Below are 23,174 nucleotides of genomic sequence, written 5' to 3'. Positions count from 1 at the left end.
GAACTACTATTGAGTATAGTGTTTTACTTATTTAAATAAACAGTGAAAAACTAAAAGCTGTATTCGAAAATATTAAACAGAGGTGAGAGGGTATATGTATAGCATTAGTGACCTCGAAACATTTATAGCCGTAGTTGAAAATAAAGGGGTGCTTGCTGCTGCAAGCGCGCAAAGGTTATCACCAGCAACTGTTAGTCACAGGTTAAGTAAGCTTGAACGTGAATTGTCCACTGTGCTTGTGTTTAGAGATAGTAGGCGCATTCGTTTGTCACCTGCCGGTGAGGTGTTTTATCGGCGTGTTGGCGCTATTTTAGAGGCGCTACGTGATGCTGAACACACTATCGGTGCAAAGGGATCATCCGTCAGTGGCTTGCTGCGAGTTACCATGCCGCCTTGGGTGTTTTCGAAGTTTGTGATGCCAAAGTTAAGTGATTTTGAAGCGCAATATCCAGATATAAAGCTAGATTTTTTGATTTCAGATAATTTTGTCAATGTAGTCGATGACGCGCAAGATGTTGCTATTCGTGTTGGTAAACTGAACGACTCAGCGATGCTTTCTAGGAAAATAGTTAATAATCATCGAATACTATGTGTTGCGCCGAGTTATGTTGAAAAATATGGTATGCCTGAAAATATAGCGCAATTAAATGAGCATTATTGGGTCTGCTTACCGTGGCAGCGTCAACTAAGGCTGCAAAATAGCAACAACGAAATCGTTAACTTTAATGCTAATACTCGTTTTACTATTTCAAACTCCGACAATATGACGCAAGCAACACTTGCCGGACATGGTATTGCAATTAAATCTAAAATTGCTATTGATGAAGAACTGAAATTAGGTCATTTATTAGAAGTACTACCGGGGGTTTTAGCTGACAACCATGCACCAGTATGGTTTCTACGACCACAAAATAGTTTAACTACTCGAAAAACAGAAGTGTTTTATGAGTTTATGCGGTCATTATTTGAGAGTTAAATGGGAAGAAGTTAACTTTTGGTAGCAAAATAAATATAAGTTTAACTAATTATCTTGTAATTAACGGTGAAACTCGTAATCTAAGCTTAATATCAATAAAAATAAGTGGTTAAGGATGACAAAAAAAAATTCACTCACGGCCTCTTTTTTAGGACTGTCGACACAGTTACGTCGATTTGTTTCGCGAATTGTTGCACCGGATGATGTAGAAGATATTGTTCAAGAAACGTTTATTAAAAGTTATGAGGCTGATTTAAAAAAAGATATTAAGTATGCCCGTAGTTATATGCTTCGAACAGCAAAGCACTTAGCGCTCAATCATGTTGCTAAATGGGATAATAAATATAATGATTCACTTGAAGAAAGTAGTGAGTATCAGCAGGCATTAAGCTCATTGCAGTTAGAAGACGAAGTTACCTCAAAAGAACGCTTTTTATTATTTTGCCGAGCAACAGAACAATTAAGCCAACCAATACGTAAATGCTTTATTTTGAAAAAAGTTTACGGTATGAGTCAAAAAGAAATCGCTCAACAAATGCAGCTCAGTGAAAGTACAGTTGAAAAGCATATTGCTAAAGGATTATTGCAATCAATGCAGTACATGCATGCTCATGAACATATTGGCCGGCCACGGTCGTTTAGTGAACAAGGGCAGGCTCCTGCTAGGAGGGTAGGAAAATGAGTAACATTCATCAATTTTCGTCTAAAGACGCCATTCAAGCTCAAGCCAGTCGCTGGATAAGTGCTATGGATAGAGGCTTAAGCCAAAAAGAAAGAGCTGGTTTTCAAGTATGGGTTGCACAAAGCTCTCATCATCAAGACGCTGTATTTGAACTTGCTCAACTCTGGGACGACATGAGTGTGCTTAATGAGCTAAGTAGTTTATTTCCAAATAAATCAATTAATACTAAGTCTCCATTTTTTACACGGTACACTATGGTGGCAAGCTTTTTTGCATTTTTATTATTGGCTAGTTTTATGTTTATTAACTTAGGTGTATGGCCTGATAATGAAAAAATGAAAGCTAAGTATAGTAAAATTTATCGTACAAAAGTAGGCGAGCAAGCAACTTACGTGTTACCAGATCGCACCATCGTTCAACTCAATACCAATAGTTTGTTAGAAGTTGCTTATACTCAAAACCACAGACAACTTATTTTAACTCGTGGTGAAGGACGTTTTAATGTTGCCAAAGATGCTTCGCGACCATTTACTGTAATGGCGGGTGATAAAGATTTCACTGCATTAGGGACGGTTTTTAATGTTCAACGCAATGCAGTCAATGATTTAGAGCTGGTGGTTACAGAAGGTAAAGTGATGATCACTGCGCCCAATATAGAAGTAAATGCGAGTGATTTTGCCGCACTTCAAGGTGCCAGTAATGATACTGAAAAAGTAAAAATTATTAATGCTAGTATTGTCACCTCTGGTGAAAAAGTATTAATTAAAGAAAGTAAAACAAAAAGTATTAACCGATTATCAGTTGATGATATACAGCGAGATCTTGCATGGCAACAAGGCATGTTGATTTTTAATGGTGAGCCATTAAGTGAAGCATTACAGGAAGTAAGCCGGTATACAGCAACTCGTTTTAAGCTTTCTGATCCCGCTTTAGGAAGTTTAAAAGTGGCAGGCGTATTCAAGGCTGGGGATATTATTGGTTTATTAGATAGTTTACAGGCCAACCTCGCAATCGAGCATGAACGTTTAGGCGAGCATATCGTTAGTCTAAAACAGGGCGATCATAGTTAGGCGGTGAGAAGTTAAGTAATCACAATAATCAAATTAAGATGTTGCTATGGTTAAAACGAAAAGTAAAAAAATAATTAAAAAAAAGAAGTTTAAATGTAGCGGATTTTTCTATGTGAGCTGTTTGTATAAACTGCGCAGTAACCAAACGTATACTCGATGTGGGTTAATGCCTTTGCTTGCTTTAGCAATAAGCTATAGTACTCAGGCCATAGCCGAAAATGCACCGATGATACAACTTGATATAAAAGCCCAGCGAGCAGACCTAGCATTAATAGAATTTGCAAAACAGACAGAACAAACAATCGTTTTTTCTTTTGACTTAGCTAAACAATACCAAGCTCAATCTGTGTTTGGGTATTATTCACAGCTAGATGCACTTACCACTATGTTAGAACGAACTGAACTCGATGCGGTTGTTGATCAAGATGGTTTACTGAGTATAAAACTCAAACAAATCAATAGGAATGATAACAACATGAAAAAGCTTTCAGGAGTCAGTGCTGCTGTATTACCTCTTTTAATGGCCACCAATAGCCAAGCGGTTAATGCACAAGAGCAAGGCGCAGATGAAAACATAGAAAAAATCGCTATTGTCGGTAGCCGTGTAGCCGGGCGTTCAGTGGAAGATTTACCTGTTCCTGTCGATATTTTAAGTGCTGAGGCACTTGAAAATACAGGTCAAACTGAAGTGGGCCGTATGTTACAAGCTATCGCACCTTCATTTAACTTTTCAAGTTCATCAATTAGTGATGGCACCGATGCTCTTCGTCCTGCCACATTGCGTGGTTTAGGACCAGATCAAACCTTAGTACTTATTAATGGTAAGCGTCGCCATCAAGCCAGTATAATTCATATTAACACCTCTGTAGGGCGCGGTACTGCGGGCACTGATATGAATGCGATTCCTGCGGCCGCAATTAAACGAATTGAAGTTTTACGTGATGGCGCAGCGGCACAATATGGCTCTGATGCTATTGCGGGTGTAATAAATATTGTTTTAAAAGATGCTGAAGAAGGCGGTAAAGCGGCGATTAATTATGGTCAATACTCAGAAGGTGATGGCGAAACTGTTAATGTGGATTTTAACAAAGGCTTTGCCCTTGGTGATGATGGCTACCTAAATACGACAATTAACTACCGCGATCGTGCCCCAACTAACCGTGCTGGTTTACATGGTTCTTGTCAGTTTTATGGTTGTACTGAGCTTGACGATGGTACGCTTTTAGCTGGCGATCCGCGTGAGTTAACCGTAGAGCGTGACACATTTAGAATTGGTGATGCAGATTCTCAGCAATTCTCTTTAATTGTTAATTCAGGATATGAGTTTGCTGGTGGTGAGCTTTATAGTTTTATTACCTATTCAAGTCGTGATAACGAATCAGCGGCATTTTTCCGCCATAATGCAAATGCGGATGGCAACCCAGTTTTACAAGATGGTGATGCAACTATTCCTCTTGGCTTTTTACCAAAAATAAATACGACTATTGATGATGTATCTTATAACTTTGGTTTTAAAAAAGAATTTAATAACAGTTCAAGCCTAGATTTTTCATATACTTATGGTGAAAATAGTATAGATTATACGACCAGTGATACCATTAATGGCTCATACGCTAATTTACTACGCTATGAGCAAGGATTAAGTGCTGATGAAATTCGTGCCGGCATTCCTCGAGAAGCTTACGCTTATGGCATGGAATTATCATTGCAAACCTTAAATCTCGATTATACAAAAGATTATGATGATTATTCACTGGCGATGGGCGCGGAGCTACGTACCGATGAGTACCGTATTCTAGAAGGCAGTGAATACGCCTACCGTGATTATGATAGCATTAACGGTGCGAACATTTATGAAGGACTCAGCGGTGGTGTTGGTAGTGAAAATGCTGCCGGTGGCACGCAAGGTTTTGGTGGTTCATCACCGGCATCATCGGTAGATGAGTCTCGCGATGTGATTTCGTTTTATTTAGATGCTGAGGCCTACATTATTGACGATGTGATTCTCTCCGGCGCGCTGCGTTATGATAACTATAAAGGCTTTGGTGACACGGTTAACTTTAAGTTAGCGGGTAACTGGTCAATGACAGATGATGTGTCGTTACGTGGTGCGGTTAGTACAGGGTTTAGAGCGCCATCTATGCAGCAACTATACTTTAATAATATTAGTACGCAGTTTGTTGTTGATTCAAATGGCGACCTTGTTGCAGAAGAGGTAGGCACATTTAGAAACGACAGTACACTTGCACAAAGTATTGGTATTCCAGAGCTTAAAGAAGAAAAATCACAAAATTACAGTCTTGGTATTGTTTATAATATGACAAGCAATATTAATATCACGGTTGATTACTACTCGATTGATATCGACGATCGAATTGTGATTAGTAATCGCTTAGGTAAAGGCTTATCATCAACACTTGATGCTGCACTTGTAAGCTCGGGAGCAGGGGCTGGTCAGTTTTTCTTAAATGGGGCTGATACGGAAACTCAAGGCGTAGACTTTGTGGCAACGTGGAATACTGAAGGATTAGGCGGCACGCTTGATTTTACTCTTGCGGCAAACTTTACTGAAACCGATGTGGTGGATTTATTTACACCGGCAGGTAGTGGCCTTGAGGCAATACCGGTTGAAGATGTATTTTCATCTCAAGAAACATCAATCATCGAAGAGTGGCAACCACAGGATCGGGTAAACTTAAGTGCTCTATATAAGCTTGAGGATTGGACGGTAAATTTATCGTTAAATCGTTATGGTGAATACACAGTTGAAGATGGTGGACGCCAAACTTACGGCGCTGAGATCCTTACTGATGTAAAAATTAATTACTTTGTTACTGATAACTTATCATTAAATATTGGCGCTAATAACCTATTTGATGTATATCCGGATAAAAACGAAATTGGTAACTCACGAGCAGGTACTATTGTAGATGCTTCAGGTAATACCATAGTGAATTCAACAGGGGTTTTTGAATATTCTCGCCGCTCAGCGCCGTTTGGTTATAATGGTGCTTATTATTACTTAGGTGCTGAATATCGTTTTTAAATAATATTTATATCTCATTATTTAAAGTCAAAGATATTTAATTTAAAAGGGCCACAGGGCCCTTTTATGATTACATGATATATTTATAAAACTATAGTTTTTTTTGCATACGACTCATTTCAGCATGACAACTCTGTATGGTTAGTAAGGTTTTTGCCAGCGCTGCTTCACAGTCAGATGGTTGTGGTTTATCCATGGCTGCTTTAATCTCTTCAATAGTTCTGTCTTCGACTTCTTCAAGTTCTTTGACATAAGTATCGTCATTGTCACTGCTAAATTTAGTCAATAGCGTTGTGTAAGCACTGCGTAATTCTACTGAAAAAGACGAGCCATCCTCGCGCTGACCTTTTTCATTGATCGCATAAGGCTGGAGTTGTTCAGCACTTACTTTTCGGGCGTCAATCATGCGCTGAAAAAGTGAATTAATGGCAGGGTCTTTTACTTTCTCCTGTGCTTTTTCATAAAAGTCGATGCCGCTGTTCATTACTTGAATAATGTCAGTGATATGAGTTGCTTCGTTTCCTTGATGGTTATTCATAATAATGACCTCTTTTAATTTAATGAAATAATATATTCACCTAGTCAAAAGCAAAGGTCATTCCATGATTTTTATAATTTTAAAGTTTTGATTTACAGAGATTTTTTGTGGGTATGCTCGGCGTGTCAATAAATCACTGAGCATATTTTACAGAAGTACATGTAATAGTGAGGGGTTACTTTAGTTCCTCAGCGACTTCGGCTACCTTTTGGCGTAACCAAATGTGGCTGGCATCACGGTGAAGTAGTGGGCTCCAAATCATATCAAGCTCAAACGGCGGGATTGGAAAAGGAGGTTCTAAAATAGTTAGGCCAGGATCGTCCAAATAAATATTGGCTGCTTTTGAGGGCAGAGTGGCTACCAGGTTTTGCTCTTTAGCTAAGTGAATCGCAACATGGTAATTACGAGTAAAAGTGGCAATATTTCGGTGCTTCTCAAAGCGAGCCAGAGCTTCGTCAACCCAGCCAAGTTTTTGCACATCTTTAGGATCCATACCAACACCAACACCAAAGCCCGTTTTGCTTACCCAAATATGTCGTGCTTTTAAGTAACTATCTAAACTAAATTGTTCAATGATTGGGTTATCTGCTTTAACTAAGCAGCAAAAGCTGTCTTTCCATATTTGTTTATGGTGAAAAGACTGCGGTAGGTTTTCGAAACGGTTAATGGCCATATCGACTTTACCGTTTTCTACATCGTGAAATGTGACATCGCTTGGAGTAAGTATATCTAGGGTCGTGTCTGGCGCTTCTGCGTGTAACTTACTCAATAGGCGGGGGGCTAATGTACTGGCTGCGTAATCACTTGCCATAATACGAAATACCCGTTTACTTTGGCTAGCTTCAAAATCACGGTTGGGGGCGAGAGTCTCTTCTAATGTCATTAAAATGCTGCGGATCACCGGTCGTAACTCTAAAGCACGTTCTGTGGGGACCATGCCATCGCTGGTACGCACTAAAATTGGGTCGTTAAATAAATTACGCAGGCGTTTTAAGCCGTTGCTCATAGCTGGCTGTGTAATGCTTAGTTGGTTAGCCGCGCGAGTGACGTTACATTCGCGCAGTAAGGTATCAAGATAAACGAGTAAATTTAAATCTATTTTACTGATATTCATTGTCTGTCCTTGGGTTTACCAACTATGGATAAACCGTTGTTTGTCTGGATAGGGATAAATATGACTAACCACGCCATTTTTTATATTTTTTTGCGCTTGTTGCCAATATCCTACATTGAGTAGCTCAGGGTGAGCCTGAGTAAAAACCGTTTTATATTTAGGGTTAAGTATTACAAAGGTACATAATTGCTCAGGGAATACGTCTTGAGGAGCTACTGAATAACTTTGTTCGTTAGTTAAGTAGTCATCATAATTTTTAGCTTTTGGTAGTGCCCTAAATCTCATGTCTGTAAGGTACTGTACCTCATCGTAGTCATAAAATATAACCCGTTTATGTTTACTCACACCAAAATTTTTCAGCAGCATGTCACCAGGGAAGATATTTACCGAAATCATTTCTTTTAATGCTTGGCCATAAGCTGTAATTGCGCTTATTGCATCTTCTTTATTGGCGCTTTGTAAATATAGATTAAGCGGTGTCATGCGCCGTTCAATATAGAGGTGTTTTATTATTAACAGGTCACCTTCAATACTCATTGAATCCCCAATGGTTTCTTTTAATAGTGCTAGTAATGGCGGTTTAAATCGCGCTAGTGGAAACACTACATTGGAGTATTCTATGGTGTCTGCCATGCGGCCAACACGGTCGTGGTTTTTAACTAATTGATAGCGTTTTAATACAGTGTCGCGACCAAATGGCTTGCTTTCACCGAAAGTATCCTTAATGACTTTAAATACATAATCAAATGAGGGCAGGGTGAATACCATCATCACCATTCCGGGTGTTCCGGGCGCGACGACAAAGTCATCATTAGAATTTTGTAAGTGGTTTAAAAGTTCGCGATAAAACTCAGTTTTTCCCTGTTTATGAAAGCCAATTGCATTGTAAAGCTCGGCCAGTGTTTTGTTAGGCATGAGCTGATTTAGAAAACGTACCAGTGCCGAAGGTGCGTGTGTTTCAACCATAAAATAAGCTCGGGCAAAACCAAATATCACACGCATTTGAGATGATTTAGTCAGTAGCGCATCTAAATAAAGCCCTTGGTTTTTATGATGCAATATAGCAATAATAAAAGGCTGTATACCGCTTTGCGATACTACTCGGCCAACTATATAAGCGGCTTTATTTCTAAAAAAAGGGGCTTGCAGAATATCAAAGCGCATCTGTGATGCTTGATGATGAGTGTCGGGAGCTTGATTATAAAAAGCTTTAACTAATAGGCGAATATCGCGATCAAGATCAACATACGGAGTTTTGAAGTCATATTGATTTAGTATTTTACGTATCGTTGGCCGCAACCCATCAACTACAGGAAAGTAACTTCTGTATTCAGCTTCTACTGGTAGTGCGGGTTCATTTGCAAGCGTTGTGGTGACAAAGATAAAGTTATTGTTAAAGTAACGATGATGAAAAAGACGACAAAACACAGAATTATAAAAAGTTTCAGCCAGTTCAGCTTGAGGGTGAAAGGTTAGATATTGTTGATAAATTTGCTTACATCTATGCCACTTGTCAGTACAAAAGGGGCTATTATGTATATTTTGTTTTAGCTTTTCGGTTGTTTCGTTTACCCGATCATCATAATAGGTTATGCGTAAGCTGTTAATGTCATGCATGCAGGCCCAGTCTTGTTTCGCAAATGCACTAGGTGCTGTTGCTGTGATCTGTTGAAATAGCTGATAGTGGGTTTTAAATCCGTTTAAAATTAAGTCTGCAACTTGCTGGGGCTGCATTGTAATATCCTTAATAGAGACATACTATTTTTATTAAGGTTATGATAAAAAATAGTAAAACCCAAGCGTTTATTTGTACCTTGCTAGTTGCTTCTCTAATTTAGCAAGTTGTTTCTTTTTACTTTTTAACGCTGCCTTAAATGATGTATCGAGTTGTGCAATTTTTTTAACAATATCTTTTTTGATTCGCTTGGTTTCATCCTCACTTAAAATACGTTTAGTACGCTGTTGTTGCTGATATTTGGCGCGGTCTAGATTGCGTTTTAAAATAGCAATTTCATGTTTTTTACTACGAATTTCGCCGTTAAGATTACGAATGGTCTGCGTACGTTCAATATTATTGAGTGTTTTTATATGATCTTGCTTTGGAGATTGGTTGGCTGTGTGGTTTATTAATGTATGTTTGGTAGCGTTTGGGCTGCAAGGAAGTTGACTAAATGTTGTACCTTTGTCAGTAGTGCACTTATAATAATGAGTCGTATCGTTGGCACTTGCAGTATTTATAACTGTAAAGAATACCAGCTGTATGGTGAGTCTTTTCATTAGCATCTGGGTCCCTAGATGATCGTTTGTCCTTAATTGATCAACTATAGCCTAGCTTATGTAACTCGCAAGCTAGGCTATTTTAATTACCAAATAAAACTTTATTTAGTAAAACGCTTTAGACTTTTAATGCTTTGTACTAAAAATGGAATATCAAGGCCCTGTTCAATTGAGAAACCTTGCGCAGCAGAAATATTTTTATAATTCCCGTCTGAATCAATTAAAGTAATACGGTCTTTTTTATAGGCTATAAACACACCTTGAGAATAATTAACGCCCATATCATTTTGTTTTTTGTATAAATCTACACCAAGCATAGTTTGTGCAGCCAATGCCTGACAATTAAAATACTTACTTAAAATGGTCGCAATAATATCACTTGGCTGTATAAGTCCTTCAACATGAGTAATTTTTTTATCATTACTATATAAGGTTGTAGTAGTAACAATATCTTTACTATTTGGGGCGATCGCAAAAGCAAATAAATGAGTGCTGTCTGTCCGCACCGTACTATTTTCATCGGCTTTTACTATACGAATAGCTGCATCTTCGATGGTTGATACAGTATTTATGTATGCAAAGCTTTCAAATCCAGACACCACCATACTTTTACGTTTATTTAACCAGATGGGTAGCGATTGCTCTTGCATGAGCGCAGGCTTGTAATAAGCGGGTAAACCATAAATTAAGCTAAACAAACTATCTTCTCTAGCAATAGGTTGTAAAAATTGCTCAGTTGAATACAGAGCTTCATGTTGCTTGGTAAAGTTTATGAGGGCTTGTTGATTACTAAATACTAAAACATCTACTTTATTAGGCGTAAAAGCTTCGCAGCGCTCTAATGGTAAAGATGCCTTATAATTAATATTTTGATTATTTAACCTAACATTATGTGCTTGTTTGTAGCTTTCAATATCAAGTAAATCATTTTTAGCCAATAAGCTTTTCGCAGTCGTTGGGTAAGAAAGCGGTAACACATTATCTTGCTTGGTAATGTCAAACTTTAAATTTGCATCAGCCCAAATATGTATACTATGGCTCATTGCAAAACACACCAGTAAAAAGGAACTGGCATAGCGGGCAAACTTATATTGCTTTAAACGCGCTAAATGGTGCCACGTATAATTACTGGCAAGTAACTGAAAGGCTAAAATAAGCATCACAATACCGCCAGCAAGTAGTGTTGTAAGTGCTGGCGAGCTGGTAATACGATGCCACAATAAAGTAATTATTTCAGGAAGTGCTGAACTACTTAGGTGATACCCAAGATTAAAATAAACATAGGCATCAAGTGTAAGTAAAGATGCTCCACAGGTTGATAAAACGGCTGCCATGCCTCGAATATGCTGTGGGTAAGGGAATACTAAACTAAGTGGAAATATGGTTAGCACAAACGCAATAAAAATAATGAAACTAGTATGGCTTAACCAAGTTACTAGCATATAAATAGCACCTATAAAGGTGGAGGGCGCTGAGTCTGCAAATAAATAACTTAAGCTAATTAAAAGCGCTAAACCAATATTTGCAAAGGTAAACCAATGGCCCCAACTTAATAATTGGCTTGCTTTTGATGAGAACTGATTGTGCTGCGATAAATTCATAAAGTCTATTTAACCGATTGCGCTAGCGCTTTTGCAAAGTTATCAGCAACGGCTTGCCTTTTTGCTGCTGGTACATGCTCTTTTAAGATATGCGTGATAGAATTTCCTAAACACATAAGGCTTAAATCAACCGGTGCATTGTGTTCTGTTAGCACATCAATTAGCTGATCGACGATTTGTTCTACTTGGTCATTGGAATATTTTGATAAGATAGGCATCAGTTGGTTCAATAAAAGAGTTATATTCTCGTATTTTAACACTAGAGGCGTGAAAAACAAAGATGACAACAGATGTTAAAAAGTTAGTCGTTCACTATGTAGACAAAAAAGACGATGAGACGCAAATTCACTTACGAAATGATGAAATGGCTATTAATGAAAAAGTATCGATTTTCATTGAGCAGCTACATCACGCATATAATGGTAAACCAGGCAAAGGCTACTGTGCCTTTAGCGGTGAAAAAAATAGCATTGTGGCTTCTGCAATGCAAAGCTATCGTAACGACGAACTTGGCTTTTGGCATATGACTGAGCAAGCAACAGAAGTGCTTAAAGAAGAGCTAAATAAATATGCTTTTAACGAAACCGGCTATTTAGTTTTTTGCCATTATCAATATGTGGCTAGTGATTATTTATTGGTTGCGATGATCAACATAAAAGAGCATTACTCAATCACTTCAGAGCTTGATTTAGCCTCATCACGGCATTTAGATATTTCTCGCATGCAACTTGCAGCCCGTATTGATTTAACCGCATGGGATACACAAGCTGAAGATAATCGTTATATTTCGTTTATCAAAGGCAGAGCAGGGCGCAAAGTTGCCGATTTCTTTTTAGATTTTCTAGGTTGTGAAGAAGGCATTGATCCTAAGCAGCAAAGCCAAGTAATGCTTGGCGCTGTTGATGATTACTTATCAGAGCAACAGTTTGATAAAACCGAAAAAGACGAGTTACGTAAACAAGTATTCGATTACTGCAATGACTGCGTAACCACTGGTGAAGAAGCCAATGTGAGTGATTTATCAAGCACGCTAACCAAAGGCGATGACAACCCGTTTGAAAGCTTCTGTAAAGAGCAAAGCTATGACTTGGAAGAGTCATTCCCGGTTGATAAAAAAACAGTTACCAACATGGTTAAATTCTCAGGCCTTGGTGGTGGTGTAAGTGTTAGTTTTGAGCGCAAACATTTAGGCGAGCGAGTAATGTACAACGAAGCAACCGATACATTAGTTATCAAAGGAATACCGCCAAACCTAAAAGACCAATTACAGCGATTTATGGAAAAAGAGCAAGATTAAGATTGCAAGGTAAAAGCTTTAAGCTAATTTGAGTTATTTTAAAGCGAAGTGAATGCACTTCGCTTTTTTGGTTCAACTAACTAGAAGTTGAATAGCCAATAGAGTAGCAAATTAAGTAATTTTTCTTCACTTATTAGCTCAGCTGTTACAGCCTGTCGGGTAAAGTCCAATCCTACTCATCGAAACTGTAAGAGCAGATATGATCTACTAGAAACAAACTTTCTTTTTCATAAAGCCAAATTTACGAATATCAAAAAAGCCGCGTTAACTAATTAACGCGGCTTTTTATTTGCTTTAAGCTAAACTTGGAGTGTTATTCAGCACTCAAGGTTTTTGTCGTTGCAGCATTTGCACGACCTGCAGGTTTAATAGAGCCTGCACGTAAACCACTATCTGGTATTAGTTCACGTTTGTCATGTGCCATGGCTGTAGGAGTAGGCTGAGAAGCACTATCTGCTACTGGTGTCGGCTGTGCCATTGGCGCACTCGCTGCACCTTGGGCAACTGCTGTTTTAGTATGTTGTTCTGATGTGACCGCACTAATAGCTTCGTCAGCTTTCACAGGTTCTTCAGCTTTCACAGGTTCTTCAGCTTTCACTGGTTCGTCAGTTTTCACTGGTTCGTCAGTTTTCACTGGTTCGTCAGTTTTCACTGGTTCTTCAGCATTCACTGGTTCTGCAGTTTTCACTGGTTCTTCAGTTTTAACTGGTTCTTCAGTTTTCACTGGTTCTTCAGTTTTAACTGGTTCTTCAACTTTCACTGGTTCTTCAGTTTTAACTGGTTCTTCAGTTTTCACTGGTTCGTCAGTTTTCACTGGTTCGTCAGTTTTCACTGGTTCTTCAGTTTTCACTGGTTTTTCAGCATTCACTGGTTCGTCAGTTTTAACTGGCTCTTCAGTTTTCACTGGTTCTTCAGTACTCACTGATTCTTCAGTATCCACTGGTTCGTCAGTTTTAACTGGTTCGTCAGTTTTTACTGGATCTTCGGCTTTTACTGGTTCTTCAGCTTTTACTGCTTGCTGTGTAGTCGCTTCTTGTTCAGCAGATTTTTTAGCTTTTAACTCAGCTTCATATTCAGCAGCAGCCTGATCAGCAACTGGGATAAATGCTGGAGGCTCTGTAGAAAGTACTTCGTCAGATTCACCTTCAGGGCGACGGCGACGCTGTCCTGCGGCACGTAAATGGCGAGGTGAGCGGCGTGAACGTGTGCGAGCTGGTGCTTCGTCAGAGCTTGTTTCTACTGAATCAGTACTTGGCTGTTCTACTTGAGTATTTGTTTCTGAATCGCTAGTTAATGTTGACGTATTGTCACTTTCAACTTTGCTTGCAATTTTGTTTTCAACGTTCGACTCAACTGCGTTTTCGACAGTATTTTCTACTACCGGTTTAGTTTCAGCTACTTGTTCAACAGATTGCTCAGTAGTTACTGTATTCGCTGTTTCTGCTGATTCATCTTGAATGCGCACTTTTTTACGAATATTACGACGCTGACGACGAACTTTAGGCTTTTGTTCCTTCGGCTCAACAGCGGCTTCTTTAGCTGGTGCTTCTGACTTTACCTCAGCTTTATTATCGCTACGGTTTTCATTACGTTTGCGTTGATTAGGATTACGACGACGTTTATTACGGCCTTCGTTTCTGTCGCGCGATTGATCGGTATTAGTTGACGCGTTAGCTGTATTATTTTGATCTTTAACTTCTTCGTCTTTAACTCGTTCATTACGTGGTTTGTTACGTGTGTTATTACGGCGACGAGGGTTGTTATTGCGACGGCGGTTATCGTTGTTACGATGATTATTGTTTCTAGTGCCTTTATTATCGGTCGATGGCTGCTTTTTCTGTTCGCTGTCATCGCTAAATAATGATCTTATCCAGTTCCCAAGTTTTACAAATAAACTAACTTCTGCGCCTGCTTGAGCAGCTTTTTCTACCGTTTTAGATGCACTTTGTGGTGCCGGTGTAGAAGGCATTACGACACCTTTTAATACCGGTTCTTCACGTACTGGGGTTGCTGGCTTTTTAGAGCGCTCTACGACTTCTTGCACAGGTGCAATTACTTGTTCATAACTTGCTGTTTCTATGGTTTCGTCTTTACGTAAACGTACCACTTCGTAATGAGGGGTTTCCATATGTTTATTAGGAACGATCACCACATCACAGCTATGGCGTTTTTCAATACGATTTACGCTACGGCGCTGCTCGTTTAATAAGTACGCGGCAACTTCTACAGGTACTTGTGCATTTACTTGTGAGGTGTTGTCTTTAATCGCTTCTTCTTCGATTAAACGTAGAATTGATAACGCAATTGATTCGTTTGAACGAATTGTTCCTTGACCACTACAACGTGGGCATGGGCCTTGGCTCGCTTCACCTAATGATGGGCGTAAGCGCTGGCGTGACATTTCAAGTAAACCAAATCGAGAAATTTTACCAATTTGTACGCGGGCTCTATCAGGACGGGCTGCGTCTTTTAAGCGATTTTCTACTTCACGTTGATGGCGCGGTGGTGTCATATCGATAAAATCGATAACAATTAAACCGCCTAAGTCGCGTAAGCGTAATTGACGCGCAATTTCGTCTGCGGCCTCTAAGTTGGTATTAAGTGCTGTTTCCTCGATATCACCACCTTTAGTGGCTTTTGATGAGTTGATATCGATTGACGTTAACGCTTCTGTTGGGTCAATAACTATTGAACCACCTGAAGGCAAACGTACTTCACGTTGGAAGGCTGACTCAATTTGGCTTTCAATTTGGTAATGAGTAAATAGTGGCACTTCACCTTGATAAAGTTTTACACGGCTCATAAAGTCAGGGCGGAAACGCTCAATATGCGCTTTTGCTTCTTCAAAAACTCGTGGTTTATCAATTAAAATTTCACCAATATCACGACGTAAATAATCGCGAATAGCACGAAAGATCACGTTACTCTCTTGATGAATTAAAAACGGGGCTTTACCGCTATCAGATGCTTGTTGAATAGCCTCCCAATGAACCAATAAGGCTTTAAGGTCGTAATCAAGTTCTTCAAATGTTTTGCCTACGCCTGCAGTGCGCACAATTAGGCCCATGCCTTTTGGTAACTCTAGGCGACTTAATGCTTCTTTAAGATCTGTACGCTCATCACCTTCAATCCGACGCGAAATCCCCCCAGCACGAGGGTTGTTTGGCATCAATACTAAATAGCTGCCAGCTACGCTGATAAAAGTAGTAAGCGCGGCGCCTTTTTGGCCACGCTCTTCTTTATCAACTTGCACAATAACTTCTTGACCCTCTTTGATCACATCACGAATGTTCGGACGACCATGGAAGGTATAGCCTTGTGGGAAGTATGTACGAGCAATTTCTTTTAAAGGAAGGAACCCGTGACGTTCAGCGCCGTAATCTACAAAGGCGGCTTCAAGTGACGGTTCGATACGAGTTATTTTGCCTTTATAAATATTGGCTTTTTTTTGTTCGTGACCTGGGCTCTCGATATCTAAATCATATAGGCGCTGGCCATCAACCAGTGCTACGCGCATTTCTTCTTGCTGCGTTGCATTGATTAGCATACGTTTCATATTATTACTCTACTAGTTTTATGTCTCTGACATGACGATACTTATCGCCTGTTCAGTTGCTCCCATCGCTTCTTTTTGTACAGTCTCACGACTGGGTCTGTGGGGGAGCTTGGCTGTGTTGCACATTGTTATGTTTATGCTGCTGGCGACAATAACGCTCTATTACGTTATTAAATTCTTATTTGAGATAAAACCTAAGGGTGTTTTTACTAACACGCTAAATGCAGTTATATCTAGAAGTCAGCCATTTAAAAAATTAACTATTTGTGTGTTACACGGGCAAATTCTGAACGACGTATTTGACGTCGTCACTATCAGACAAAATTATCTGTTCATTGCTTTTTTATCAACATCAATTGCTATTCATGGTCAAACTTAAGCGGCGATATATTACGCGCATCACCATTAGTTGAACGCACGTGTTAACTAGGTATATATAAAAGCTTTGGAAAACTTAACTCGGATCTGTATGATCGGCAACCCAGAATGTGCATCATGAATGTTTTAAATGTGTTAAAAAGCACCGTTGTTACTGCAAATTATATTTACAGTAATGATTATCCCATTATTACATCCGTGTTAGCAACTAAATTATTTACTTAAATCAGTGATTAGGCAATGTCAGAAAAAACCGGCTTACAAGTATCTTTCGTCACGATCACCGAGGACCACCTCGGTCAGCGTATTGATAACTTTCTTATTACCCATTTAAAAGGGGTGCCAAAGAGCGCGATTTATAAAATTTTGCGAAAAGGGGAAGTGCGTGTAAATAAAAAACGCATTAAGCCCGTTTACAAACTAAAAATAGACGATATCGTACGTATCCCCCCCATAAAAGTAGCCGAACGTGAAGAGTTTGTGCCGACAAAGCTCGATAAAATAGCCAAACTAGAAGACGAAATTTTGTTTGAAGATAAGTACTTAATTGTCATTAATAAGCCATCGGGTATGGCTGTTCATGGTGGTAGTGGGCTAAGTTATGGCTTAATTGAAGCACTGCGAGCTCTTCGTCCAAATGAACGCAGTTTAGAGTTGGTTCATCGTTTAGACCGCGATACTTCGGGGTGTTTATTAATTGCTAAGCGTCGTTCTGTGCTTACTAGTTTGCATGAACAACTACGTGAAAAAACCATGGAAAAAAATTATTGGGCATTAGTCGACGGTCAATGGGACTCTAAAACTAAAAACGTGACGGAGGGGTTGCGTAAAAATACGCTGCAGTCAGGTGAACGTATAGTTAGAGTTGATAACACTGAAGGTAAACCATCACATACACGGTTTAAAGTACTTGAACACTTTGATGAATGCTCATTAGTACAAGCATCGCCTGTAACAGGACGTACTCATCAAATTCGTGTTCATACTCAATGTGTAGGTCATCCAATTGCGTGTGATGATAAATATGGTGACCAAGGTTTTGATGCGGGAATGCGTAAAATAGGCTTAAATCGTTTATTTTTACATGCTCATGACTTGCGCTTTTATCACCCTAAAAGTGAAACAACTATGCGCGTTGAAGCGCCTCTTGATAAAACTTTAAAAAATTGCATTAAAACATTACGTGCAGCTAAGTCATGAATAAATATAAATTAGTGATTTTTGATTGGGATGGCACGGTAATGGATTCGGTGCCAAAAATAGTTAATTGTATGCAGCAAAGCGCGCTTACACTTAATTTAGCTGTACCTAGTGATGATGCAGTTAAGAATATCATTGGTATGTCACTTGAAAAAGCAGTTGCAGTGCTGTTCCCTGATGATGACGCACCGTGTGCAGATATTGTGCTTGAGTACCAGCGTCAATATAAAGAAGTGGATACCACAGTCGCACCACTTTTCGTCGGTGTAGAACGCACATTAATTGCGTTACAACAGCAAGGCGTGTTACTAGCCGTTGCCACGGGTAAAAGCCGCGCAGGGCTTGAGCGCTTATTAGACGAAACCAAGCTGCGTGGCTATTTTGTTGCAACGCGGACCAGCAATGAAGCGCTGTCAAAACCGTCACCAGATATGCTGCTACAACTACTTGAAGAGTTAAATATAGCGCCCAGCGATGCAGTTATGATTGGTGATACGCAAATTGATATGATGATGGCACAAGCTGCAAATATTAACCGTGTGGGGGTTACAATGGGCGCGCACAATGCGACTCAACTTAATGAATTTAAACCTATTGCAACAGTCGATTCATTTGTACAGTTACAGCCGCTGTTAATAACGTAGGTTAGGCTTGTTGTGCTGCCAGTACATTGACATTAAACTCATTAAGTAATTGACTGAGTTTAATGAGTGGCAAGCCAATTAAACTATTTGGATCGTCACCGCTTAATTTTTCAAATAAACAAATACCTAGCCCTTCGCTTTTAAAGCTGCCAGCGCAATTATAAGGCTGTTCTGCGTCGCAATAGGCGCTGATATCTGCATTGCTTAATTTTTTAAAGGTTACATTAAACGGCTCTATAATTGTTTTTGTACGGTTATTGGCAATATCGAAAACGCAAAGGCCGGTTAAAAACGTCACCGTTTGCGCGCTAAACAAGCTCAATTGCTTGATTGCGTTTTCTTTAGTGTGTGGTTTGCCCAAAATTTGTTGGTCAAATACTGCAACTTGGTCAGAGCCAATAACTAAACCTTGGTTAAAGTGATTTATGGCTTCTCGGGCTTTTAGCTCGCTTAAGCGGGCAACTAATGAAGCCGGTAGTTCGTCTGCTAAAGGTGATTCATCAACATTGGGTGAAAAAGTATCAAAGGGTAAATTAAATTTTTTTAATAAAGACTGACGAAAGGGTGAACTTGAGGCTAAAATAAGCGAGTGCTTCATTGATTATTTTCCTAGTATGAATCAGATTGAGTTAGGATAAATCAGATCCGAGTTTAAAACACGTTAAAAACCAGCTAAAATTGGTTTTTTATTTTGACTAACCTAGTAACTATCTATATGATGCAGCCCCTATGCAAAAGGTGAAAATTCCCGTCACTCTTCATCCTGGCAAAGCTGCGCAACACCGTTTAAAGTACGATGGTATTGTGTCGCTTGAAAAACTTACTCGTTTACGTGGAGTTGTGCAGGAAGAAGTAGGTGAAATAACGGTAAAAATTCATTGCAAAAACGATGAGCAAGGTTTAGCTGTGATTAGAGGCAATTTGTCCACACACGTAACTGTTACTTGTCAACGTTGTAATGGTGATTTAGGGTTGGATTTGGATCAGGACTTTGTCTATTCCCCTGTTGGTGAGGATACAGAGTTAGATATTTTTCCAGAAGACTACGATGAAGTAGCACTTGATGAAAATGGTGAAATTAACGTATTTGATTTAATCGAAGACGAATTAATTTTAGCTGTTCCATTAGTGGCTACCCACAACGAAGCTTCATGCAGTTATTCAGCAAAGCCTGCCAGCTTTGGTGTTTTAAAAGCGGAAGATGATAAACCAAATCCATTTGATATTTTGAAACAACTTAAGAAAGATTCTTAGGAGAAGACTATGGCTGTACAAAAAAGCAAAAAGTCTCGTGCAAGACGCGGCATGCGCCGTTCACACGATGCGATTAGTGGTCCAAGTTTAACTGTAGACCAAACATCTGGTGAGACTCATCGTCGTCACCATGTGACTGCAGATGGTTACTACAAAGGCGTTCAAGTAATTTCTAACTAAGAGATTGCTTATATGCTGACCAATCTAACCATTGCGTTAGATATGATGGGGGGCGATTATGGCCCCCGTTCATCTATCCCCGCAGCCGTTAACGCGGTAAATGCTAATACCAACTTAAGACTTATCTTATGTGGTAACGAGCAAGTAATAACTAATGAACTCGAGTCTCTCGATTCGCTATCTCATCCAAGATTAATTATCCGACACTGCAGTGATGTTGTCACTAATGGTTGTGAGCCTGCTTTGGTGGTGCGTTCTAAAAAAGATTCATCTATGCGCGTAGCTCTTGATTTAGTCAAGTCAGGTGAAGCACAGGCATGTGTGAGTGCAGGAAATACTGGTGCCTTATTCTTTATGGCGCATTATGTATTAAAAATGCTGCCCGGGGTAAAACGCCCTGCATTAATTTCAGCCGTCCCCACCGAAAGAAAAAACCCTGTTTACCTTCTTGATTTAGGCGCTAATGTGCATTGTGATGCGCAAACACTTTACCAGTTTGGCATTATGGGATCTGTTGTCGCAGGGCAGGCGTTAGACTGTGATAACCCAAAAGTAAGCTTATTGAACATAGGCTCCGAAGATATTAAAGGTCATGAAGGCATAAAACAAGCTGCCCAGTTGATGCAACAATGCGATTATATTAATTATACTGGTTACAGCGAAGGCAGTGATATTTTTACCGGAAAGTCAGATGTTATTGTCTGCGAAGGCTTTGTTGGTAATGTGGCATTAAAGACCTGTGAAGGTATTGCTAAACTTATTATGTTTAAGTTAAGCAAAGCGCTGAGTAAGCATTGTTTCTATAAGTGTTTAGCCTTTATGTTGCGCCCAGTAATAAAAAAACTCTATAAACGGGTGAACCCCGACCAGTATAACGGTGCTTCTCTGGTAGGATTGCGCGGTATTGTGGTAAAAAGTCATGGAAATGCCTCAGCGAAAGCTTTTCATGCTGCGATCGACGAAGCTGCCAAAGAAGTTGAACGCCAACTTCCTGAAAAAATAGCGGCTATTTTCGAGCAAACACACTCAACAAAAAATGACGACTGATTAAATACACAATATAGTCGATCATTTAGATATTCATTTATTTGTTTAATAAAAAGAGCAAAGTATGACACAAAAAATTGCACTTGTATTTCCTGGCCAAGGCTCACAGTCAGTGGGTATGTTAAGTGAGCTGTTAAGTGAGTCAGAGATTGTTAAAGCGACCTTTGCAGAAGCATCAGAAGCATTAGGTTATGATTTGGCTGCCCTAGTAGTGAATGGCCCAGAACAAGAGCTAAATAAAACTCATCGCACGCAACCTGCATTATTAACCGCATCGGTTGCTATTTATCGTCAGTGGTTAGCTGCCAATCCAGATACTGCTGTTACCATGGCAGGACATAGTTTGGGTGAGTATTCTGCACTTGTATGTGCAGATGTATTAAGCTTAAGCGAAGCTGTGAAGTTAGTTGAAAACCGTGGTTTATACATGCAAGAAGCCGTTCCTGCAGGTGTTGGCTCAATGGCTGCTATAATTGGCTTGGGCGATGATGAAATTAAAGCAGCTTGTAGTGCATCAGCACAAGGTGAGGTTGTATCGCCAGTAAATTACAATTCACCTGGCCAAGTGGTTATAGCTGGACATAAAGCTGCGGTAGATAGAGCATCAGAGGCATGTAAAGAAGCCGGAGCTAAACGCGCATTACCACTTTCAGTGAGTGTACCTTCACATTGTGAACTTATGAAGCCTGCGGCAGAGAAGTTAGCTGCTGATTTGGCTACTTTAACATTTAATACACCTAAGTGTGATGTCATTAATAATGTTGATGTTAAAGCGCAAAGTGCTGCAGATGAAATTAAGCAGGCGTTAGTTCGTCAACTTTATAGTCCAGTACGCTGGACAGAAACAGTGCAAACACTTGTAGCGCAAGGCATCACCCAAAGCTATGAGTTCGGCCCAGGAAAAGTATTAACGGGTCTTGCAAAACGGATTGATAAAGCAATGGTATGTGGCTCGGTAAATAGTCAAGCTGCCATTGATGAAGCGAAATAAGAGTAGGAATAAGATGGCAAATTTATTTTCATTGGAGGGCAAAGTTGTCCTTATAACTGGTGCGAGTCGTGGTATTGGTAAGGCGATAGCAAGCACACTAATAGCGCAAGGCGCAAAAGTTGCTGGTACTGCTACTAGCGAGTCTGGGGCTGCTAAAATCAGCGAATACCTAGGTGACAATGGTAAAGGATATGCGCTTAACGTAACAGATTCTGCATCGATTGAGGCAACACTTGCTGCAATAAAAGCCGATTTAGGTGATATTGATGTACTTGTTAATAATGCAGGTATTACCCGTGATAACTTATTAATGCGTATGAAAGACGGTGAGTGGGATGATATTATAGATACTAACTTAAGTTCGGTTTTTCGCTTGTCAAAGGCGGTATTACGCCCGATGATGAAGAAAAAGAATGGTCGTATCATCAATATTGGTTCAGTAGTGGGCACTATGGGTAATGCCGGCCAAGCAAATTATGCAGCTGCTAAGGCGGGGGTTATTGGTTTTTCTAAATCATTAGCTCGTGAAGTTGCATCGCGTGGCATTACTGTTAACGTGGTGGCGCCAGGTTTTATTCAGACTGACATGACAAACGAGCTTACAGATGAGCAAAAAGCAGCTACGCTTACTAATGTTCCTGCTGGTCGTTTAGGTCAGCCTGACGAAATTGCCGCTGCCGTTTGTTACTTAGCATCTGATGCTGCTTCTTATGTATCAGGCGAAACACTGCATGTAAATGGTGCAATGTATATGGTTTAAGGAACTTCGTTCCTATTTGTTTAAAGTAAGTATGTAGAAAAATGTTGAAATTTTTGTGATCTTGCTTTAAACCTACTTAAATTCGTTGTGAAAATAAGCGATAAAAGAGACAAATAACCCTCAAGAGGTTTGACCAGATAAATAATTATCATCAAATCCTTGAATCACAGAATTATGCGCCGTAAACTACGCCGCAATCTGAAAATAACGCATTGGCGTTTTTATTAAAGGAAAGAAGAATGAGCGACATCCAAGAACGCGTAAAGAAAATCATCATTGAGCAACTAGGTGTTAAAGAAGAAGAAGTTAAGCACGAAGCTTCTTTCGTTGATGACTTAGGCGCCGATTCACTTGATACTGTTGAATTAGTTATGGCTCTTGAAGAAGAGTTTGACACTGAGATCCCAGATGAAGAAGCTGAGAAGATCACTACAGTTCAATCTGCAATCGATTACGTTACGGCTCACGCTGAGTAATTAATCGCAAATTAAGGGCAGCATCCGCTGCCCTTAGTCTATCTAGAGTATGATACCTATAAAATGGTATACACCCACCTAAAAATA

The 23,174-nt window shown here is 39.6% G+C and carries 21 protein-coding genes; 13 read left to right on the top strand and 8 right to left on the bottom strand.

The window, feature by feature from the left end; all coding sequences use genetic code 11:
* The first annotated feature begins 94 nt into the window (after positions 1-94).
* The 4 genes from ACT3S9_RS08645 to ACT3S9_RS08630 all read left to right on the top strand — a co-directional run bounded on the left by ACT3S9_RS08645 (position 95) and on the right by ACT3S9_RS08630 (position 5,774).
* Positions 95-976, top strand: coding sequence for a LysR family transcriptional regulator (locus ACT3S9_RS08645; RefSeq protein WP_441834441.1), 882 nt, complete (start codon positions 95-97; stop codon positions 974-976).
* 115 nt (positions 977-1,091) lie between these two features.
* Positions 1,092-1,658 carry an RNA polymerase sigma factor gene (locus ACT3S9_RS08640; protein WP_441834442.1) on the top strand — a complete coding sequence of 189 codons (567 nt, stop codon included), beginning with the start codon at positions 1,092-1,094 and terminating at the stop codon, positions 1,656-1,658.
* The gene (locus ACT3S9_RS08635; protein ID WP_441834443.1) at positions 1,655-2,728 is read left to right on the top strand and encodes a FecR family protein; all 1,074 of its coding nucleotides are present in this window, start codon (positions 1,655-1,657) and stop codon (positions 2,726-2,728) included. Before ACT3S9_RS08640 ends, ACT3S9_RS08635 begins: the two co-directional genes overlap by 4 nt.
* A 166-nt stretch (positions 2,729-2,894) precedes the next feature.
* A complete protein-coding gene (locus ACT3S9_RS08630) occupies positions 2,895-5,774 on the top strand; it encodes a TonB-dependent receptor plug domain-containing protein (RefSeq protein ID WP_441992864.1) in 2,880 nt (959 codons plus the stop codon).
* A 91-nt stretch (positions 5,775-5,865) separates the two neighbouring features.
* On the opposite strand, the gene ACT3S9_RS08625 is transcribed toward ACT3S9_RS08630, so the two are convergent.
* The 6 genes from ACT3S9_RS08625 to ACT3S9_RS08600 all read right to left on the bottom strand — a co-directional run bounded on the left by ACT3S9_RS08625 (position 5,866) and on the right by ACT3S9_RS08600 (position 11,522).
* The gene (locus ACT3S9_RS08625; RefSeq protein WP_441834146.1) at positions 5,866-6,312 is read right to left on the bottom strand and encodes a ferritin-like domain-containing protein; all 447 of its coding nucleotides are present in this window, start codon (positions 6,310-6,312) and stop codon (positions 5,866-5,868) included.
* A gap of 175 nt (positions 6,313-6,487) precedes the next feature.
* Complete coding sequence (locus ACT3S9_RS08620) at positions 6,488-7,426, bottom strand: LysR substrate-binding domain-containing protein (RefSeq protein WP_441834145.1); 939 nt, start codon at positions 7,424-7,426, stop codon at positions 6,488-6,490.
* Positions 7,427-7,441: 15 nt separating this feature from the next.
* The gene (gene aceK / locus ACT3S9_RS08615) at positions 7,442-9,160 is read right to left on the bottom strand and encodes a bifunctional isocitrate dehydrogenase kinase/phosphatase (protein WP_441834144.1); all 1,719 of its coding nucleotides are present in this window, start codon (positions 9,158-9,160) and stop codon (positions 7,442-7,444) included.
* Between the two features lie 69 nt (positions 9,161-9,229).
* On the bottom strand, positions 9,230-9,703 hold the full coding sequence (locus tag ACT3S9_RS08610; protein ID WP_441834143.1) for a DUF4124 domain-containing protein: 474 nt from the start codon (positions 9,701-9,703) through the stop codon (positions 9,230-9,232).
* A 101-nt stretch (positions 9,704-9,804) separates the two neighbouring features.
* A complete protein-coding gene (locus ACT3S9_RS08605) occupies positions 9,805-11,304 on the bottom strand; it encodes a DUF3413 domain-containing protein (protein WP_441834142.1) in 1,500 nt (499 codons plus the stop codon).
* Positions 11,305-11,309: 5 nt separating this feature from the next.
* Positions 11,310-11,522, bottom strand: coding sequence for a YejL family protein (locus tag ACT3S9_RS08600; RefSeq protein ID WP_404339866.1), 213 nt, complete (start codon positions 11,520-11,522; stop codon positions 11,310-11,312).
* Between the two features lie 62 nt (positions 11,523-11,584).
* On the opposite strand from ACT3S9_RS08600, the gene yejK reads away from it, so the two are divergent.
* Positions 11,585-12,601, top strand: a complete 1,017-nt coding sequence (gene yejK, locus ACT3S9_RS08595; RefSeq protein WP_441834141.1) for a nucleoid-associated protein YejK — start codon at positions 11,585-11,587, stop codon at positions 12,599-12,601.
* 313 nt (positions 12,602-12,914) lie between these two features.
* Here yejK and rne read toward each other — a convergent pair whose 3' ends face one another.
* A complete protein-coding gene (rne, locus tag ACT3S9_RS08590; RefSeq protein WP_444750888.1) occupies positions 12,915-16,157 on the bottom strand; it encodes a ribonuclease E in 3,243 nt (1,080 codons plus the stop codon).
* Between the two features lie 618 nt (positions 16,158-16,775).
* On the opposite strand from rne, the gene rluC reads away from it, so the two are divergent.
* A complete protein-coding gene (gene rluC, locus ACT3S9_RS08585; protein ID WP_441834139.1) occupies positions 16,776-17,735 on the top strand; it encodes a 23S rRNA pseudouridine(955/2504/2580) synthase RluC in 960 nt (319 codons plus the stop codon).
* Positions 17,732-18,379, top strand: coding sequence for an HAD-IA family hydrolase (locus ACT3S9_RS08580; protein ID WP_441834138.1), 648 nt, complete (start codon positions 17,732-17,734; stop codon positions 18,377-18,379). The genes rluC and ACT3S9_RS08580 overlap by 4 nt, the downstream gene beginning before the upstream one ends.
* A 1-nt stretch (position 18,380) precedes the next feature.
* Here the strand turns inward: ACT3S9_RS08580 and ACT3S9_RS08575 are convergent, their stop codons facing one another.
* Entirely contained in the window at positions 18,381-18,977 is a 597-nt protein-coding gene (locus ACT3S9_RS08575; RefSeq protein WP_441834137.1) for a Maf family protein, read from the bottom strand.
* Positions 18,978-19,108: 131 nt separating this feature from the next.
* On the opposite strand from ACT3S9_RS08575, the gene yceD reads away from it, so the two are divergent.
* The 6 genes from yceD (at position 19,109) to acpP (ending at position 23,087) form a co-directional block, all read left to right on the top strand.
* Positions 19,109-19,633: a 23S rRNA accumulation protein YceD gene (gene yceD, locus ACT3S9_RS08570; protein ID WP_441834136.1), complete on the top strand. Its 525-nt coding sequence runs from the start codon at positions 19,109-19,111 to the stop codon at positions 19,631-19,633.
* A gap of 9 nt (positions 19,634-19,642) precedes the next feature.
* Positions 19,643-19,813 (top strand): 50S ribosomal protein L32, encoded by a 171-nt coding sequence (gene rpmF, locus ACT3S9_RS08565; protein WP_404339880.1) that lies wholly within the window; start codon positions 19,643-19,645, stop codon positions 19,811-19,813.
* Between the two features lie 12 nt (positions 19,814-19,825).
* Positions 19,826-20,860, top strand: a complete 1,035-nt coding sequence (plsX, locus tag ACT3S9_RS08560) for a phosphate acyltransferase PlsX (protein ID WP_441834135.1) — start codon at positions 19,826-19,828, stop codon at positions 20,858-20,860.
* Between the two features lie 64 nt (positions 20,861-20,924).
* Positions 20,925-21,851, top strand: coding sequence for an ACP S-malonyltransferase (fabD, locus tag ACT3S9_RS08555; RefSeq protein WP_441834134.1), 927 nt, complete (start codon positions 20,925-20,927; stop codon positions 21,849-21,851).
* Between the two features lie 13 nt (positions 21,852-21,864).
* Entirely contained in the window at positions 21,865-22,611 is a 747-nt protein-coding gene (fabG, locus tag ACT3S9_RS08550; RefSeq protein ID WP_441834133.1) for a 3-oxoacyl-ACP reductase FabG, read from the top strand.
* A 239-nt stretch (positions 22,612-22,850) separates the two neighbouring features.
* Positions 22,851-23,087 carry an acyl carrier protein gene (acpP, locus tag ACT3S9_RS08545; RefSeq protein WP_054203561.1) on the top strand — a complete coding sequence of 79 codons (237 nt, stop codon included), beginning with the start codon at positions 22,851-22,853 and terminating at the stop codon, positions 23,085-23,087.
* Positions 23,088-23,174: the final 87 nt, after the last annotated feature.

Source organism: Pseudoalteromonas sp. AOP31-A2-14, assembly GCF_052378035.1.
Lineage (GTDB): Bacteria > Pseudomonadota > Gammaproteobacteria > Enterobacterales > Alteromonadaceae > Pseudoalteromonas.
This window is presented reverse-complemented; position numbering and strand designations above follow the sequence as displayed.